Source organism: Neobacillus endophyticus (genome assembly GCF_013248975.1).
GTDB classification, from domain to species: Bacteria; Bacillota; Bacilli; order Bacillales; family Cytobacillaceae; genus Neobacillus; species Neobacillus endophyticus.
Genome location: NZ_JABRWH010000001.1, coordinates 2,731,793 through 2,747,968, shown reverse-complemented (window position 1 = coordinate 2,747,968; position 16,176 = coordinate 2,731,793). Strand labels below are relative to the sequence as shown.

Here is a 16,176-nt window from a genome sequence, read left to right as displayed (position 1 = left end):
CTTCTTGAGTTTTTTAAAAAAATCCCCTTTCCATGTGAAAGGGAATTTTAACCTAAACCTCTAAACGCTTCTGTATGTAGAAATGAACAAATACTAGGTTAAATAAAATTCCGCTAAGCAAATCGATGAGAGCCACAGATTCTTGTCCTTTTATTAAAATAAATACTGCAAAAAACACTATTTCGATACTTAAAATCATCTGTATTAAAAAATAAAAGGACTTTTGCTTATACTTTTCGGAAACAGGATACAAATCCACCCAAATCTTATACTGATGGTGCTTCCATAATGGTAAAAGCTGAAAACCGGTCAAATAGAGAAATAAAATGCTAAGCAGAACCTGTCCCATGCCGAAGGATAAGAAGTAAATCGCTACTATCCCAATTACAGTCAGTCGGATGAAAAGTCCCAGATAATCACCAGCTCGCAAAAAAGTCCTGGCAAATAAATAAAGATACGATTGATCCTGACGATAAGGAATTTTGCTGATCCATAGATCGAGCCATTTTCTTCTCTTCACAACATCCTTTAATGTCGGAACATCCGTAAACATATTGGCCAGCCTATAAAAGGATGCCACCCGTTTTTCCTCACTGCTGATTAACAAATCCCATTTTAACCCCATCAGTTTTGTCCGAACATAGAAAGACCAATAATAAAACACCATGACCAGGATCAAAGCCAAAAGCAGGAAAAAGTTCGCTTCTTTTAATAATAAATAAGTGAATACAGCATTAAGAAAATAGCGCACTGCCATATCCCAGTTGTGGACAGCAGCTTGTACAAAATATTGAATGCGCCAACTGACAGCCAAGTTCCAGCCTTTTACAGCCAGAAGGACAATCAAGAACGAGAGAAACATTTTAAAGCCCCTGCCGCTTACTTTTGCGTACATGGGCATCAAAACTGCAAAAACCATTAGTATAATGTAGCCCTGAAAAATAAGACTCACCAATCCGGATCGGAGAAAATATCCTTTTAATCGGGTTTCAAGCGGCAATAAAAAGACACGGTCAGCTTCAAGCAAAAAATTATATACCGGACTGCGTGTCAGAAAAACACTTAGGATTATGGCTGTAATTAGAAATGCTGGAAATTCAGGCTTTAGAGTGGTGATCCATTTCTGATAATAATAGGCTGCACTTCCAATTAAAAAAAGCAAAACAATAACAAGATGTCCATTGAAAATATATCGTAAATACTTTCCAAAATCCCTGATCCGTCCGCCAGCTCTTTCTGCCCATAACGTTTTGGCATCAAACATAATGATCTTCCTTCGTTAATTGAATATACAAATCATCCAATGAGGCTTCAGGCATGGAAAATTGCTCTCTTAATTCCGTAAGGGTTCCTTTTGCACGGATTTTCCCTTCGTGGAGAATAACAAACCGGTCGCAGTATCTTTCAGCGGTAGCTAGGATATGCGTGGACATCAAGATACCTGCACCATTTTCTTTCATTTTCTTCATAAGATCCAGCAGAGATTGAATGCCTAGTGGGTCAAGACCGACAAAAGGTTCATCAACAATATAAAGAGACGGCTGAACAAGAAAAGCACACATGATCATTACTTTTTGTTTCATTCCTTTAGAAAAATGTGCCGGAAACCATTTTAAGCGTTTTTCCATGCGAAATTCTGAGAGCAGGAACGAAATCCGTTCATTATAGATCTTTTTATCCAACCCATATGCCATTGCGGTTAACTTTAAATGCTCCTCTAATGTAAGTTCTTCATATAAAACGGGTGTTTCAGGTACGTATGTAAATAAACGGCGGTAAATTTCCTTATTGTCGATAAAGTTTTTTCCATTAATTTTTATCGAACCGCGATGAGGCTCCATCAAACCAATTATGTGTTTAATCGTCGTGCTTTTCCCAGCACCGTTTAATCCAATCAACGCAACGATTTCCTTTTGATTTACTTCAAATGAAACCTCTTTTAATACCGGGTTTCTAGTATAGCCCCCGACAAGGTTTTCAATTGTTAATAAAGACATTTGCAACGCCCTTCCGTTAACATGTTTATTGTATATTTTAACAAATTGGTCTAATAAAAAATAGAAAATCAAATTTTTTATCTGTTATTGAATATTTCTTTTCAAACGGGACATCATAATATTCGAAGGGGATACAACTTACTTCGATGAAGAAATTCATCTTAAAAATTTGAAATGAGGTGTCTATCAAAGACAATTTCTTTTCAAAAAGGTGAGCTTCTATACGTTTCAGATAAGGGGATGGTTGTATTGTACAATGTGCATGGTGACCATTTAGAGTTCAATTAACACCATTTGTTTATGGACAAAAAACTATAAATGAGGTGTTTACCGCAGACCTATCAACTGTTTTATAAGTTGGGATAACTTAAAAACAATATAGGGGATGGTCAGCTTGAACAAAGATGTTTCTTTTCCAAACACTTTATAATTAAATGAGGTGTTTATCAAACAAAGAACATACCTGATTGAACGTTAGTTTGAAGCAATTCCCCTTCGAGAGGGCGGGATTCCATGCGAATCCTGCCTTTTTCTTTTTATTTCTTTTTTTAATATGATAAAATTATTCAAACCATTTTTTGAAAGGCTGTGTGATGATGAGCGATTGTATTTTTTGTAAAATTGTTAATGGAGAAATTCCTTCGGCTAAAGTATTTGAAAATGAACATGTTTTAGCCTTTATGGATATCAGCCAGGTTACAAAAGGTCATACTTTGGTCATTCCAAAGGTACATAAGGAAAATATTTTTGAATTGACTCCCGAAATCGCTAGAAATATTTATGAAGCAGTGCCTGCGATTGCAAACGCTTTAAAGGCAGAATTCAATCCTCCTGCATTAAACACCATCAATAATAATGGAGAGCTAGCGGGACAAACCGTATTCCATTTCCATGTTCACCTCATACCAAGGTATGGGAAAGGTGACGGATTAGGCATCGTATGGAAAAATAATCAAAGCGACTATACGTCGGATCTTCTGCAAGAAATGGCAGTCAATATCAGCAAACATTTATAGCAAAAAGAAAGTTTTCCTTTGGTAATTATCTGAAAATTTTTTCTTTATTATTATTATATTAGTGTGCTATAATGTTTATAAATTCTTCGCTGCAGGCGTTAGAGCACTGCAGGGGGAAAAAATCTTTGAGAATAGCAGAGGAGAGATGAGAAATGAATACAAAAAAACTTGTTACACTCGCATTGTTGGTGGGTATTGGAGCAGTATTGCATGCGGTAATGCCGAATTTCATCCTAGGGATGAAGCCGGATATGATGCTAGCAATGATGTTTTTAGGAATCATTCTATTCCCAGAAGTAAAAAACGTATTGCTTTTAGGAATTGTAACTGGAATATTGTCTGCATTGACTACTGGCTTTCCAGGAGGACAAATTCCAAATATCATTGATAAAATTTGCACATCATTCGTCTTTTTCGGTTTATTTATGTCATTAAGTAAATTTCGGAATTCGATTATAAGCGTCGCATTACTGACAGCAATTGGAACCATCGTTTCTGGGACTGTCTTTTTAACCGCGGCAACCTTTATTGCCGGATTCAAAGGGTCCATTCTACTTTTGCTGGGAACAGTTGTTTTACCTGCAGCCGCCGTTAATACGGTAACAATGATTATTTTGTATCCTGTTGCTCAATCAGCAATTAAAAGATCTAAAATAACACAAGCATCCGTGATTCAAAAATAATCCACGGGCCTTCTTTAAGAAAAGAACCCTTTAGGGTTCTTTTCTTAAATTTAGCTTATGTTTTTATATTAAAAATAGGAGAGCAATACGGCGAGAAGCAAGGATGCACTTCCGGCTCCGGCCAAAACAACCGCTCTTTTCTTTAACATTTGTTTGGGTGGATAAATACCAGGGCGTTTTATATCCAAAAAATATTTGAGTGCTCCCCATAATAGGATAGCACTTATAAAGAATAAAACAATCGCTGTACCCTTCATCTTTTGTCCCCCTGCTGGAAAACTGAATTACGAACCGTTGACGTATCAAATTATATGTTGTTTTGTCCAAACATATGAACGACGGATTTTCATAACGTCAGCAGCATAAGCAGATTACAGTTGGTTTTAGTTCTAATTTTCTAAATGTTTCTATTATTCAGGAGGAGACAAAAAATGAAGTGGAAACTGTTTTTATCAGGAATATTTGCAGGCAGTGTTGCTGCTGGTATTACCACTCTTTTAACAGCAAAAAATTCTGGAAAGATCACACGGGGGAAATTAAAAGAAAATAAACAATTTATTTTCAGCCAAATGAATGAATTAAAAACGAATCTCCAAGAAATAAAAACAGCCGCCTCTGAAGCTGTCACGGAAGCAAAAACTAGTATTCCATCTTTTATTTCCGACACAACAGCCTCTTTTATGAAATGGAGAGAAGACACACAACTACAGCAACAAGAAATTCAAAGAGAGCTGCTAAAAATTAAAAGCACCGTTCAAAATCAGCAGTAAATGGTTTCTAAATTAGAAGTTAATGTGTTTTTCAATATGAAAATATTCCAATTTCTTAAAATTTTGTGAATTTATATCTTTATTATTTTTTATTTTATTGGCATAATGATAATAGAGAAAAATATAAGTAGGTGAAAATGGGGATGACAGGGAAACAATATTCATTAAAGGAAGCGATGGTTTTTAGTCAAAGAATAGCCCAATTAAGTAAAGCACTGTGGAAATCAATAGAAAAAGACTGGCAACAATGGATCAAACCTTTTGATTTAAATATTAATGAACATCATATCCTGTGGATTGCATATCATTTAAATGGTGCCTCCATTTCAGATGTAGCAAAATTTGGCGTCATGCATGTCTCCACAGCTTTTAATTTTTCTAAAAAGTTAGAAGAAAGAGGGCTGCTGAAATTTTCGAAAAAGGAAAATGATAAACGTAATACGTATATTCAGCTTACCGATGATGGAGAACAAATTCTGCTTAAATTAATGGAAACGTACGAACCTAGTTCAAATGCAGCTTTTTCAGGGGCCCTTCCGCTTAGAGAATTGTATGGGAGATTTCCGGATTTTATTGAAATCATGGCAATTGTCCGCAATATTTACGGAGAAGATTTTATGGAGATTTTCGAAAAATGTTTCCATAATATTGAAAGTGAGTTTTCTGAAGATAATGGTAAACTAACAAAAGCGGAAAAATCTGAGCAAGAACTTGCATAAAATTATATGTACTTTTCAAATTCCTTAAAAAGCGGCTCATACAGCTTTTGGCCTAAGCATGCCTCAACTGTTTCTTTCATATTTATGTTTGCTGGTAAAAACGCTGATAGTTTATTGAAAAGCGGATGAAAATAAACAAAACCTTCCGCTTTTTGTTTTCCCAATTCTTCACACAAGTCGCCGCACAAACGGAAGAAACTTTCAACATCAGCTTCTGTCAACCCTTTTTCAATTATGAGTTTATAAAAAGGAAGCTTCGGGTTTTCTACTAATTTTAGTAATAGCTTTTGATGGTATTCAAGTATATGAATTTTTTCCATTAGTTTTTCATATTCTCTCATTGTCAGCCCTCTTTTTTCAGTCAAGTCATCTTATGATATTTTTATTATTCACCTTTTTCAATTTTAGGTAAACCCTTTTTTAATAATTGCCTAAAAATTTAAACGGTCGCAAGGAACTTGATTTTAAATTTTTTAAAATGGCTGACACTCTTACATTCTTTTTGACTATCTTTTTTCCAAATTATTTGATATGTTAAAAAGGACTATTTCAAAAAGGGAGGGAATCGATGATGATCTCCATTTTTATTGTTTCAGCCATTTTTATCTTGTTTTATGTAAATAAAATGACCAGTTCATTATGCATACAAAAGGAAATTCCGGAAGAACGCCAGCACAAAGTATTTCGTACTATAAATGTTCTGACAACCATCCTCTTGATCTCTTCCTATTTGGAAATCTTATATACATAATGCAGCTTTTCATGATAAATGGCATTAGGGGCACATCAATAATACAAGCGATGAGGTATGTCTCATCGCTTTTTATTAATTCCTTTATTTACCACACCCAAGCAGCTCCAACGATAATCAAGAGAATAAATAGAACTACGATTAACGCAAAGCCTCCACCATATCCGCCTGCAGCAGTCATCTTTTGAACCTCCTTTGTCATTTTCTACCCTATACTATTCATCCCTTTTTCATTTCGACTAGGCTTATGTCTTTGAAAATGGCGATTTTCTAAAATCAAGGGTTGTTTATTTTTTGCAGTAGTTACCATTTATGTTATAGTAAAGGATGTGGACAAAAACACATAAGAATTTAATTTAGGAGAGATTCAGCATGAAAAAATGGATATTGGCCTTCACTTTAGCCGGCGGGGTTCTTGCATTAGGAGCATGCAGCCAAAACGGCACAGGGTCAGCTGCAGTGGCCGAGAGTAAGGCAGGTAATGTAACACAGGAAGAACTTTATAATGCAATGAAAGATAAAGTCGGCGTACAAGCATTGCAACAGCTTATTTACGAAAAAGTTCTCTCCAAGAAATATACAGTCACTGATAAAGAACTAAATGCGAAAATTAATGACTTAAAACAACAGCTTGGGTCAAATTTTAGTGCAGCACTTGCTCAATACGGTTATAAAAGTGAAAATGACCTAAAGAAAACGATGAAGATTGGTATGCTTGAAGAGAAAGCAGCTATGAAGGATGTTAAAGTTACGGATAAGGAACTTCAAGATTACTACAATAATTATAAATCTGAAATTAAGGTGCGCCACATCCTTGTAAAGGATTTAAAAACAGCAAACGATGTTAAAAAACAGCTTGATGCTGGAGCGAAATTTGAAGATATTGCCAAAAAGTATTCACAAGATACTGGTTCTGCATCAAATGGCGGTGACATTGGCTGGATTAACAACCAAAATGCATCTCAATTCGATCCAGACTTTGTAAAGGGAGCATATGCCCTAAAAGTAAATCAAATCAGTGCCCCAGTTAAATCACAATTTGGCTATCATATTATCGAAGTCACACAAATTAAACCAAAACAATCTTTTGACAAAATGAAGAGCCAAATTGAATATAATGTAAAATCTTCCAAGCTGACGAACGATATCATCAACAAAGCAATGCAACGCGAACTTAAAGATGCAGGCGTTAAAATTGATGATAAAGCATTAAAAGATGCCCTAAATCCACTATCAACATCAAGCTCAACAACAAATACTGGTCAATAAGAAAAGCGGAAGCACATGCTTCCGCTTTTTTATTCACTTGTTGCATTTCCTTCGTTCCGTAACTCTTTTTCCTTTTCAAGTCGGTCCATATAGATTTCCCCTTCGCGCTCAATGGTTTCCAGTTCTAATTGGCGCTCTTCCCGCCCCGTTTTAATAGCCATTATGGCACTGATTACAATCCCAACCACAACTGCATAGATCCAAATAGGAATAGTCAATTTTATTTACTCCCTTCCTGAGTGGTTGTCCACTTTTTAATACATCATATTCCTCGATTCATTAAATATGTCTATTGATCAAAAAAAATAACCCATGACGGGTTATTTATGAAACAAAGGCTTATAGAATGAGCGATTATCGAGTGTAAAGACTCTTTCTGTAAACTCCCCTGGTTTCACTCGTTCTAATGCACGGTCAAGCATGTTCATTTTTGCATCAAGATTATCAATATAATGAAGAATCTCTGCTTCTTTAATAAGCGGCGGCTTCGGGCTGCCCCACTCTGCTTTTCCATGGTGAGACAAAACAAGGTGCTGAAGAATTAACACTTCCTCACCATTAATTCCCAACTCTTCAGCTGCTTTCCCAATCTCGTTAATCATGATGGTAATATGCCCTAACAAATTTCCTTGTAGTGTATAAACTGTTGAAACAGGTCCTGATAATTCCATTACCTTTCCCATGTCATGAAGGATCACGCCTGCATACAGCAGATCCCGATCTAGGCTTGGATAAAGCGATGAGATGGCTTTAGCCAAATCCAACATACTAACCACGTGATAGGCAAGACCCGAAACAAACTCATGATGGTTTTTTGTTGCTGCTGGAAACTCCAAAAATGCATTCTGGTGCTTCTTTATTAAATGACGTGTGATCCTTTGAATGTTTGGATTTTTCATTTCAAAAATATATTGGGTTAACTTACTCATCATCTCATCTTGACTGAGGGGTGCTGTTTCAAGAAAATCCTCTAGCTTCACTCCATCTGCGGAACCAGTCTTCCTGATTTGCCGAATTTTCAATTGACCTTTCCCGCGATAGTTCTGCACATCCCCGATGATTTTCACAATCGTCTGAGCCGCATAGTTCTTTTCGTCCTCTTCGCCAGCATCCCATAGCTTTGCCTCAATTTCGCCACTTTGATCCTGGAGAACAAGTGTTAAGAACGTTTTTCCATTACTAGCGACTCCTTTGGTTGAACTCTTTATTAACAGAAATAATTCTACTTGCGCGCCAACCTCATAACTTAGGATTCCTTTAGTCAACACTTTCACGCCCCTTCCCATAGTAGAAGTATAACATACACAACTATAACTCTATAAAATAATCTAAGACGGCACCTTTTTCCAAGTTTAGAATTTGTTCTTTTTGAAAAAGCGACAGTAAATGAGAATGACATGTAAAAAACAATACTTGATTGTTCTCCAGGCTTTTAAGTAAGTTGATCACTTTTTTCGTCCTTTGAAAATCAAAGTTGACGAAGCTGTCATCAATGATGATTGGAAAATGATAATTTTCATACAAGGTTGTCGCTAATGCAAGTCTGATCGCTACATAAAGCTGCTCGGTTGTTGCCTGGCTTAATTCATTTGCTTCAAATATTGTTCGATCATTCCTCTCGACTAAAAAGCCTGTTCCTGAAGCATGAAGGTGGATTCTTTGGTAATTCCCATTTGTAAGAAATGTTAAATACTCCTCCGCTTTTGCCAGCATTTTTGGCAGATGAACATTTTTATACCGTTCTATGGTGCTCGATAGAATGTCAACTGCAAGACTGTATACTGCCCACTGCTTAACTGATTCCTCCAATTCAAATTTCTTCTGCTTGTAATGATGGAGAATATCGGAATAGATCCCCCCCTCTTCAAGGACTTGAATTTCATAGCCAATTGCAGCTTGTTCCTCTTGGTGAAGATTTAATTTTGTCTGCAAAATTTGTATTTCCCGATTATCCCTTTCAATCAATTCCGGACTTGGGAGTTCATTCAGATAATTCTCCCTTTCCGACTCGCTAAGTAATGTAAAATGAAGCTGGCTCTTAAGACTTTTCCATCTTTCTAAAAGTTTCGCCTGTATTTCGGACCGATTGCCAAGATCGTAGAATTGCTGTTCAGTTTCCGTATCCGCTTCCGAAAATAACTCATTTCGCTCTGCCAACAACGTCTCATACTCTTGGGATTTTTGTACCAAATCATCCTTGAGATTTATCAACTGCTTCTGTTTCTCCTGTTTTTTAATTTGCTTTTCTCGTTCTTCCTGAAGTCTTTTTCGCAGCAAAAAGGCCGTTTTGTGAAGCTCTCCTCCCTTTTCGGACAAATACTGATCCTCTAGCAGCTGTAATCCTTCTTCCGTTTGACTCATTTGAACTTTGATTTGTTTCACCCGCAGCTTCATTTGGCTTTGTTCTCTGACTATGGCTTTGTATTGCTCAAGCAGCTGAAAAGCCTCCAATAAAAAAGATTGGGCAATTTGATAAGGAATCTTCAATTCTTTCGTTAAAGATTTTAATTTTTCCTTATGATTGGAGCTGTCCATTTCCCATTGTTCAAATTTAGCAATAACCCCTTCAAATTGGACTTCCTGCTGTTTAAGCTGCATCTTGAGTACTTTTAGCTGTTCGTGACGCTGTGAGTCTAGCTGTAATTGTTCCTTGATCCTTGTTATATCCTTGTTTTCTAATCCATGAAGCTTTTCTTTAATTTGTTTTTCCTGTTCCCGCAAATGATTTAGCGTTTGCTCAAAATCATTTTCAGATGTCTGTTTTATATTTTTTACAATTAGTAATGAGGCGGCAACAAAGCCTGTGGCGCCTATGAAAAATAAAAACCATTGATTTGTGATTAACCCATAAATAGCAAGGGCAGCCAAAACAACATCAAAAATGACAAACTGAAGCTTTATCCGTTGCTTTCCGGCTTTCTCGTGTCTGGCCGTATGTAAATATAGATTGATTTTGTCTTGTACAGATTTAAATTCGATTTCAAGATTATTCTTGCTATTTTCTTGATTGACAAGTTCTTCAAGGTCCATTCTTTCCTGAACTGGCAAGCATAAGCTTTCTGCTGACTGGACAGAATTTTCAAGATCCTCCAGTTTCTTTTTCTCCTTCTGGTAACGTTCTTCTAGTTCTTCTTTTATTTCATTAAGCCTTTTGCTTTTTCGCGAGATCATTTCGACCTGGTTTTTCATGTATATATTCGTATTAATGGTCATTAGATCTTCTTCGGTTATTTCAAGATGAAGCTTTTCTTGAATAACTGAAAGCTTTTCCTTTAAATCTGCCAGTTTTGCCTCAGACTGCTGAAGTTCCAGCTTCAATTGCTCAAATAGGGGAACTTGGTCAAGCAATGCGAGAATGGCAGGTTCATTTTCTAGTAACTCTACATTTGGCTCTAACTCTAACATTTCTTTTTTTATTTGATCCATTCTTTCTGCCATACTGGCCATCTCAGCATGGTGGGGATGGATCAACTGTGAAAGCCTTTCAAGCCTTTCAATTCCTCTTGCCGGAAAAGAAATCTCTCCGATATCCTCCAGCTCTTTTTTTGTCCAATATTCTTCCTTGACAATAGGCTCGATTCTCTTCCATTCCATCAGTTTCTCAACCTGATTCTGTAAATCATGAATCCTGTCATGGATCTCTGCCATTTCCTGTTGAAGATTTTGCCTTTTCATAATGAAGTTTTCATATTCCTTTGTTTTGGCGTCCGCTTTTTTCAATTGCAAGCTGACTTCATGCAATTCTTGCAATTTTTCATTTAATAAAGGCTTCTTTCCGCTCGGTTTAAAACGGTAGTCCAGTTCTTTTTGCAGCAATGTTTCAGCCTTTGAAAGCCGCTCTGTGCCCAATGCCCCTGCAGAAAATAAGAACTTGCCTATATCATCTCCCTTTATATGGTGTACATTTTGCAGCCCGAGTAAATTAAAGGAAAAAATGGCTTGGAATAAATGTTTATCAAACTTGAACAATAGTTCCTTGAGCAGTTCTTCACCGCCGATTGCCCCGTTATCCAACACTACTTTAACATCTCCAGAGGCTTTCCCTTTCACACGTTCAATAACAGCACCGCCCATTTCAGGGTGAGTAATTTTTATTTTGCCGCCATATTTCGTGTTGGTTTTCGGCTCATACCGCAGTTCAGTTTGCTGCTTAGTAGGAAAACCAAATAAAATACCATGGATAAATGCCATAATGGTTGATTTTCCGGCTTCATTTTCCCCATAGAATACTTGAAAGTCAGCTAAACCTTTAATATGTACATCCTCTAATTGGCCGTAACCATAAATGTACAGCTCCTCGATTTTCACTCCAGTCCCTCCTTCCTATTCCTCATACAGTATTTCAACAAGCAGTTTCTCAGCTTTTTGAATTAATTCTTCTATTTCTTCATTTGTTATATGGGATATATATTTTCTCCCCAACGTGTGCTGGAAAACAGGAGATAAAGCCTTTTCTGCATTCTCGTAATGATCAATTGTTTCAAAAAGCTCGGCATAGAACGGTGCATCCATTTTTAATTGCTCTTTATCGATCTTTTTGCTTTCAGAAATATGCAGCTCGACAATCCAGACGAAAGAATCTTCATCTTTTTCATCCTCCCAAAGCAACTCAATGAGCTCATTTTCAATACTTTGAAGTTCTTCGGGATCGTCTAATTGGATGTTCTTTAAGTGAAGTATTAAAAAGGTTCCCTGATTTTCTTTACGATATTGATTTTTAAGTGATTGGCATAACTGCAGTATTTCATGAAATTGGCGGGCTTTTGCAGTATCGGCTTCAGCTTCCTCCCAAATAATATCAGCTGCTTCAAAATACTCAGTTTTTGCCTCTTCGCCAAGTAGTTCAATATAATAATATCCTTTACTCCCGGTTTCTTTCTTATTTCTTCCCTGGATATTTCCTGAATAAATGATCGGAGGATTTTGCGCTAATATGGATTGTTTGTGTATATGGCCCAAAGCCCAATAATCCATATTCTTGTCCTGAAGCTCTCTTACTGTAAATGGGGCATAGTTTTCATGCTCCATGCTGCTGCTTTCATTTCCATGTAAAATCCCTATATGAAAATCGGCACCTTCCTGTCTTTGATATTCGGCAATTTTCCGTTCGAATACATGGCGTGTTGGATAGCTAAAGCCGTATAAATGAACCAGACTGCCATTCTTCGTGATGAATGGTTTCATTTCAACTTCGCTTGAAAATACATGCACATTTGCCGGCATTTCAATATGTACCCATGAACCGTTTAAATGATCATGATTGCCGTGCACAATAAATACCGGAATTCCCTGTTCTGCCAGCCTCAGCATTTCTGTCCGAAAACGAGATTGGGCTCTAAGGCTTCGGTCTTCCCCATCGAAGATGTCGCCGGCGATGACGACAAAATCCACTTGCAATTTTAATGCGGTATCTGTGAGTTTTCTTAATGCTGCAAACGTGCTCTCTTTTGCTCTTGCAAAAATATTTGCCGGCAAATGCTGCAAACCAACCATCGGGCTGTCCAAATGCAGGTCTGCAGCATGAATAAATGTTAAATTTTTCATAAAACGTTCCCTTTCAAGTTCTTTTTTCTATTTTAGCATTTCTAAAATACGAATGCACGTTCTGTGTGAAAAATAATAAAAAGCTCCGCTGTTGAGCAGAGCTTTCCATTCTTATTGGTTCTTTGTCAATTGCAACGCTTTTTTTATATCTTTATAAGAGTTTGACTTGCCATACATTAGCACCCCGCCCCGGTAGACCCGGGCACCGAAAATGGCCAGAATGATAATGGTTGTGAGTAGGATACCAATTCCAATTAACACCTCCCATAATGGAATTGTGAGCATTCCAACCCGCAAAAACATGATCATTGGTGTAAAAAACGGTATATAAGACGTTACGGTAATGAACGTAGAATCAGGTTTTCCTAGTCCAAACATTGCAATCATAAATCCTGCAACCACAAGCATAGTCATTGGCGTAATCATTTGCTGGATATCTTCAATCCGGCTGACAAGCGAGCCCAAAAATGCTGCCAGTGTAGCATAAAGAAAATAGCCGAGAATAAAAAATATTACAGCATATATGATGGTTGCGACAGGAATATCTCCCAAACCAAAAACACCGAAGAGTCCGCCTTTCAAGGCATCCATATTACTCTTTAAAGAATAGTAACCTGTCAGTAAAAATACTGCCAGCTGGGTCAAGCTTAACAAGCCAATCCCCAGTATTTTTGCAAACATTTGCTTAATCGGCGAAACACTCGATATTAAAATTTCCATTACTCTTGAAGACTTTTCTGTTGCTACTTCCATAGCAATCATATTAGCATACATGATAACGGAAAAATAAATGACAAATAACAAAATATAGACAAGTCCTCTTGCTTGGTTTAATTGTTCTTCCGTTTTTGCATTTTTCTCAAGGGCAATTTTCTTAAAGGAAACTGGTTCATATAGTTTTTGCAGCTGCTGTGGTGTTAAATTGATTTTCGATGCGGTCATCATAGTCTTCAGCTGCTGCAATCCCCGCTCCAAATCTGAAAACAACTCTGTATCTGCAATACTCATGGCTTTAGAAGTTGCGATAGGCATCTGCTGTTCATTGAGGCCAAGTTGAATGACAGCGTCGAACTTTCCTTTTTCTACCGCTGCTTCAGCCTCTTTTTCACTTCCTTTATACTGAGTAAGAATAATTTTTTTATTGATTGTATTTAGCTGTTGTTTAAAAGGTTCATATAACTGCCCAGTCTCGTCAAGGACAGCGATCTTATCTTTACCGCCATTTTTATCAAATAGATTGATAATATTATTAATATTTGTAAGTGCTAGAACAATGACTACAGACAAAATAGTCATAACGATAAACGATTTGCTTTTTAGCTTGTTTAGATAAGTGTGAAATAGGATAATCCAAAAATTATTCATACGAGGCACCTACTTTCTCGATAAAAATATCATTTAACGAGGGCTCTTCTAGAGCAAATTTTCGAATGAAGCCATGATTTACGATTTCCTTCAGAATGCTTTCTGCTGTCTTTTCACCATCGATCTGCAATTCCATTCCTTCCATTGTTGGCTTCACCTTCACCACCCCTGGGTAATCTTTTAAGAAACCAAGTGGAAAATCCGCATGAATGACGAGATTCTTCTTGCCAAATGCCCGTTTAACGTCTTTTAATGCCCCCTGAACAACGGGCTTGCCGTGGTGCATAATGCACAAATGTTCACACATTTCCTCTACATGGTGCATTTGGTGACTGGAAAATACAATGGTTGTTCCATTCTCTTTAAGGGTTAGAACAGCATCTTTCAATAATTCAACATTTACCGGATCCAGACCGCTAAATGGCTCATCTAAAATTAGTAATTGTGGTTTATGTATAACGGCTGCGATAAATTGGATTTTCTGCTGATTTCCCTTTGAGAGTTCTTCAAGCCGCTTATTTTCATAATCAGGTACTTTAAATTTTTCCAGCCATGTTCTTAATTCCTTTAATGCTTCTCCTTTGTCCATTCCTCTTAATCTCGCGAGGTAGACAATTTGGTCGCGGACTTTTAGTTTCGGATATAGGCCTCGCTCTTCAGGTAGATAGCCAACTAGATGGCTGGTCGAATAATCAATTCGGCCCCCTTCCCACGAGATTTCGCCTGCACTGGGATCAAGCAGACCAAGAATCATTCGAAACGTCGTTGTTTTTCCAGCTCCATTTGCTCCTAAAAAGCCAAATATTTCTCTTTCCGGTATGGTTAGAGATAAATCATCAACAGCTGTAAATGTGCCAAACCGTTTGGTGACATGTTCAAGTTTAAGAACCATTTATGTTCACTCCTTTCTTGAATAATACGATTCTACCATAAAATGGTTTCATTTTGTTTTTGCGCAATTCTATGAATTATGCGAAAATAATAGCAGTTATCTTTTTACAAAGGGGATTGTGAGATGAAAACTTATAAATTAACAGCCTTTGATGCTGCTGGTGAAAAGCTTTTAGATGAAGCATTCCAGGCAGAGAGCGACGATGCGGCAAAAGTACAGGGAGAAAAACTATTATCAGAGAAAAACTTATCTGAAAAAACCCACCGATGCACTTCTCCAAGCGGCAAGCTATTACTTTTTCATCCTTAATAAAAAACAAAGAAGCCCAAGCTTCTTTGTTTTTTATTATTTTCCTATAAAGTTAGGCTTTCTTTTTTCAAGAAATGCTCTAATTCCTTCTTGGTGATCTTTTGTTTCCCGCATTTTTTGCTGCCCGTGTTTCTCTAATTCAAGTATTTTAAGCAACTGTGGACGATTCTTTTCAGCCAATATTTTTTTCGTTTTAATCATGGCTTGAACAGGACGGTTTAGCCAATCTTCGATTCTATTATGTAATGCATCTTGAATTTCACCTTCAGCCACTTCCTGAATCAGCCCACATGCAAACGCTTCCTCAGCGATCATTATTTTACCATCCCATATCACTTGCTTTGCCTTGTTTTCTCCTAACCTCTTCTCTAAAAAGAAGTGTGCTCCTCCGTCAGGAATAAGTCCGATTCCGATAAAATTCATTGCCAGTTTGCTCGTTTTGTCTGCGATAATATAATCTGTTGCAAGTGCCAAACTGAATCCTAACCCGGCAGCGGCACCAGAAACGGCACTAATCGTCAGCTTTGGGATGCTGTAAAGCGTGATGATGAGTTCACTAATAGAATCCATAACCGGAAAGAAATCTGTTGAATTCATGTTTGAAAGCATGGTTTTGATATCACCGCCTGCGGAAAATGCCTTTCCTTTTCCTGTCAAGACAACAATGTCAACATCGTCGGACTCGCTGATTTCTTTAAGTTTGCAAACTAGCCCCTTAATCACATCGACATCCATGGCATTTAATGTTTCCGGCCGATTCAATTCAATAGTTGCTACTCTTCCTTCTACCTTCAAATTTACCTTATCGGTCGTAAAATGGGTTGACACGCCAATCCCCTCCAATGCATTTTTCAGTCAATT

At 37.2% G+C, this 16,176-nt stretch carries 19 protein-coding genes; 7 read left to right on the top strand and 12 right to left on the bottom strand.

What is annotated here, in order from left to right:
• Window positions 1–52 precede the first annotated feature (52 nt).
• A complete protein-coding gene (locus tag HPT25_RS13430; protein ID WP_173064914.1) occupies window positions 53–1,264 on the bottom strand; it encodes an ABC transporter permease in 1,212 nt (403 codons plus the stop codon).
• On the bottom strand, window positions 1,257–1,997 hold the full coding sequence (locus HPT25_RS13425; RefSeq protein ID WP_173064912.1) for an ABC transporter ATP-binding protein: 741 nt from the start codon (window positions 1,995–1,997) through the stop codon (window positions 1,257–1,259). The genes HPT25_RS13430 and HPT25_RS13425 overlap by 8 nt, the downstream gene beginning before the upstream one ends.
• 596 nt (window positions 1,998–2,593) lie before the next feature.
• Between HPT25_RS13425 and HPT25_RS13420 the strand changes: the two genes are divergently transcribed.
• On the top strand, window positions 2,594–3,013 hold the full coding sequence (locus HPT25_RS13420; protein ID WP_173071117.1) for an HIT family protein: 420 nt from the start codon (window positions 2,594–2,596) through the stop codon (window positions 3,011–3,013).
• Window positions 3,014–3,165: 152 nt separating this feature from the next.
• Window positions 3,166–3,696, top strand: a complete 531-nt coding sequence (locus tag HPT25_RS13415) for a tryptophan transporter (RefSeq protein WP_173064910.1) — start codon at window positions 3,166–3,168, stop codon at window positions 3,694–3,696.
• A gap of 68 nt (window positions 3,697–3,764) precedes the next feature.
• Here HPT25_RS13415 and yhzF read toward each other — a convergent pair whose 3' ends face one another.
• Window positions 3,765–3,953, bottom strand: a complete 189-nt coding sequence (gene yhzF, locus HPT25_RS13410; RefSeq protein WP_173064908.1) for a membrane protein YhzF — start codon at window positions 3,951–3,953, stop codon at window positions 3,765–3,767.
• A gap of 174 nt (window positions 3,954–4,127) precedes the next feature.
• Here yhzF and HPT25_RS13405 point away from each other — a divergent pair, with 174 nt between their 5' ends.
• On the top strand, window positions 4,128–4,466 hold the full coding sequence (locus HPT25_RS13405) for a YtxH domain-containing protein (protein WP_173064906.1): 339 nt from the start codon (window positions 4,128–4,130) through the stop codon (window positions 4,464–4,466).
• Between the two features lie 143 nt (window positions 4,467–4,609).
• Window positions 4,610–5,185: an HTH-type transcriptional regulator Hpr gene (locus tag HPT25_RS13400; RefSeq protein WP_173064904.1), complete on the top strand. Its 576-nt coding sequence runs from the start codon at window positions 4,610–4,612 to the stop codon at window positions 5,183–5,185.
• Window positions 5,186–5,187: 2 nt separating this feature from the next.
• On the opposite strand, the gene HPT25_RS13395 is transcribed toward HPT25_RS13400, so the two are convergent.
• Complete coding sequence (locus HPT25_RS13395) at window positions 5,188–5,526, bottom strand: DUF1878 family protein (RefSeq protein ID WP_173064902.1); 339 nt, start codon at window positions 5,524–5,526, stop codon at window positions 5,188–5,190.
• Window positions 5,527–5,756: 230 nt separating this feature from the next.
• On the opposite strand from HPT25_RS13395, the gene HPT25_RS13390 reads away from it, so the two are divergent.
• Window positions 5,757–5,936 (top strand): hypothetical protein, encoded by a 180-nt coding sequence (locus HPT25_RS13390; RefSeq protein WP_173071114.1) that lies wholly within the window; start codon window positions 5,757–5,759, stop codon window positions 5,934–5,936.
• An 88-nt stretch (window positions 5,937–6,024) separates the two neighbouring features.
• On the opposite strand, the gene HPT25_RS13385 is transcribed toward HPT25_RS13390, so the two are convergent.
• Window positions 6,025–6,117, bottom strand: coding sequence for a YjcZ family sporulation protein (locus HPT25_RS13385; protein WP_173064900.1), 93 nt, complete (start codon window positions 6,115–6,117; stop codon window positions 6,025–6,027).
• Window positions 6,118–6,308: 191 nt separating this feature from the next.
• On the opposite strand from HPT25_RS13385, the gene HPT25_RS13380 reads away from it, so the two are divergent.
• Window positions 6,309–7,205 carry a peptidylprolyl isomerase gene (locus HPT25_RS13380; protein ID WP_173064898.1) on the top strand — a complete coding sequence of 299 codons (897 nt, stop codon included), beginning with the start codon at window positions 6,309–6,311 and terminating at the stop codon, window positions 7,203–7,205.
• Window positions 7,206–7,234: 29 nt separating this feature from the next.
• Here the strand turns inward: HPT25_RS13380 and HPT25_RS13375 are convergent, their stop codons facing one another.
• From HPT25_RS13375 to HPT25_RS13350, 6 genes are all read right to left on the bottom strand, one after another.
• Window positions 7,235–7,423, bottom strand: a complete 189-nt coding sequence (locus HPT25_RS13375) for a sporulation YhaL family protein (RefSeq protein ID WP_173064896.1) — start codon at window positions 7,421–7,423, stop codon at window positions 7,235–7,237.
• 102 nt (window positions 7,424–7,525) lie between these two features.
• Complete coding sequence (yhaM, locus tag HPT25_RS13370; RefSeq protein ID WP_173064894.1) at window positions 7,526–8,470, bottom strand: 3'-5' exoribonuclease YhaM; 945 nt, start codon at window positions 8,468–8,470, stop codon at window positions 7,526–7,528.
• Window positions 8,471–8,513: 43 nt separating this feature from the next.
• Window positions 8,514–11,513, bottom strand: a complete 3,000-nt coding sequence (locus tag HPT25_RS13365) for an ATP-binding protein (RefSeq protein WP_173064892.1) — start codon at window positions 11,511–11,513, stop codon at window positions 8,514–8,516.
• Window positions 11,514–11,528: 15 nt separating this feature from the next.
• On the bottom strand, window positions 11,529–12,749 hold the full coding sequence (locus HPT25_RS13360; protein WP_173064891.1) for a metallophosphoesterase family protein: 1,221 nt from the start codon (window positions 12,747–12,749) through the stop codon (window positions 11,529–11,531).
• Window positions 12,750–12,860: 111 nt separating this feature from the next.
• Window positions 12,861–14,114 carry an ABC transporter permease gene (locus HPT25_RS13355; RefSeq protein ID WP_173064888.1) on the bottom strand — a complete coding sequence of 418 codons (1,254 nt, stop codon included), beginning with the start codon at window positions 14,112–14,114 and terminating at the stop codon, window positions 12,861–12,863.
• A complete protein-coding gene (locus tag HPT25_RS13350) occupies window positions 14,107–15,006 on the bottom strand; it encodes an ABC transporter ATP-binding protein (RefSeq protein ID WP_173064886.1) in 900 nt (299 codons plus the stop codon). Before HPT25_RS13350 ends, HPT25_RS13355 begins: the two co-directional genes overlap by 8 nt.
• Window positions 15,007–15,129: 123 nt before the next feature.
• Between HPT25_RS13350 and HPT25_RS13345 the strand changes: the two genes are divergently transcribed.
• Window positions 15,130–15,315, top strand: a complete 186-nt coding sequence (locus tag HPT25_RS13345; protein WP_173064884.1) for a YhzD family protein — start codon at window positions 15,130–15,132, stop codon at window positions 15,313–15,315.
• A gap of 36 nt (window positions 15,316–15,351) precedes the next feature.
• Here HPT25_RS13345 and HPT25_RS13340 read toward each other — a convergent pair whose 3' ends face one another.
• Window positions 15,352–16,143 carry an enoyl-CoA hydratase gene (locus HPT25_RS13340; RefSeq protein ID WP_173064881.1) on the bottom strand — a complete coding sequence of 264 codons (792 nt, stop codon included), beginning with the start codon at window positions 16,141–16,143 and terminating at the stop codon, window positions 15,352–15,354.
• Window positions 16,144–16,176 lie beyond the last annotated feature (33 nt).

Excerpts from the sequence above, each read along its gene's own strand:
- HPT25_RS13415 (WP_173064910.1), top strand. The coding sequence starts at position 3,166 with ATGAATACAAAAAAACTTGTTACACTCGCATTGTTGGTGGGTATTGGA.
- HPT25_RS13395 (WP_173064902.1), bottom strand. The coding sequence starts at position 5,526 with ATGAGAGAATATGAAAAACTAATGGAAAAAATTCATATACTTGAATAC.
- HPT25_RS13345 (WP_173064884.1), top strand. The coding sequence starts at position 15,130 with ATGAAAACTTATAAATTAACAGCCTTTGATGCTGCTGGTGAAAAGCTT.
- HPT25_RS13350 (WP_173064886.1), bottom strand. The coding sequence starts at position 15,006 with ATGGTTCTTAAACTTGAACATGTCACCAAACGGTTTGGCACATTTACA.
- HPT25_RS13430 (WP_173064914.1), bottom strand. The coding sequence starts at position 1,264 with ATGTTTGATGCCAAAACGTTATGGGCAGAAAGAGCTGGCGGACGGATC.
- HPT25_RS13380 (WP_173064898.1), top strand. The coding sequence starts at position 6,309 with ATGAAAAAATGGATATTGGCCTTCACTTTAGCCGGCGGGGTTCTTGCA.
- HPT25_RS13390 (WP_173071114.1), top strand. The coding sequence starts at position 5,757 with ATGATCTCCATTTTTATTGTTTCAGCCATTTTTATCTTGTTTTATGTA.
- HPT25_RS13360 (WP_173064891.1), bottom strand. The coding sequence starts at position 12,749 with ATGAAAAATTTAACATTTATTCATGCTGCAGACCTGCATTTGGACAGC.
- HPT25_RS13420 (WP_173071117.1), top strand. The coding sequence starts at position 2,594 with ATGAGCGATTGTATTTTTTGTAAAATTGTTAATGGAGAAATTCCTTCG.
- HPT25_RS13425 (WP_173064912.1), bottom strand. The coding sequence starts at position 1,997 with ATGTCTTTATTAACAATTGAAAACCTTGTCGGGGGCTATACTAGAAAC.
- HPT25_RS13405 (WP_173064906.1), top strand. The coding sequence starts at position 4,128 with ATGAAGTGGAAACTGTTTTTATCAGGAATATTTGCAGGCAGTGTTGCT.
- HPT25_RS13385 (WP_173064900.1), bottom strand. The coding sequence starts at position 6,117 with ATGACTGCTGCAGGCGGATATGGTGGAGGCTTTGCGTTAATCGTAGTT.
- yhzF (WP_173064908.1), bottom strand. The coding sequence starts at position 3,953 with ATGAAGGGTACAGCGATTGTTTTATTCTTTATAAGTGCTATCCTATTA.
- HPT25_RS13400 (WP_173064904.1), top strand. The coding sequence starts at position 4,610 with ATGACAGGGAAACAATATTCATTAAAGGAAGCGATGGTTTTTAGTCAA.
- HPT25_RS13355 (WP_173064888.1), bottom strand. The coding sequence starts at position 14,114 with ATGAATAATTTTTGGATTATCCTATTTCACACTTATCTAAACAAGCTA.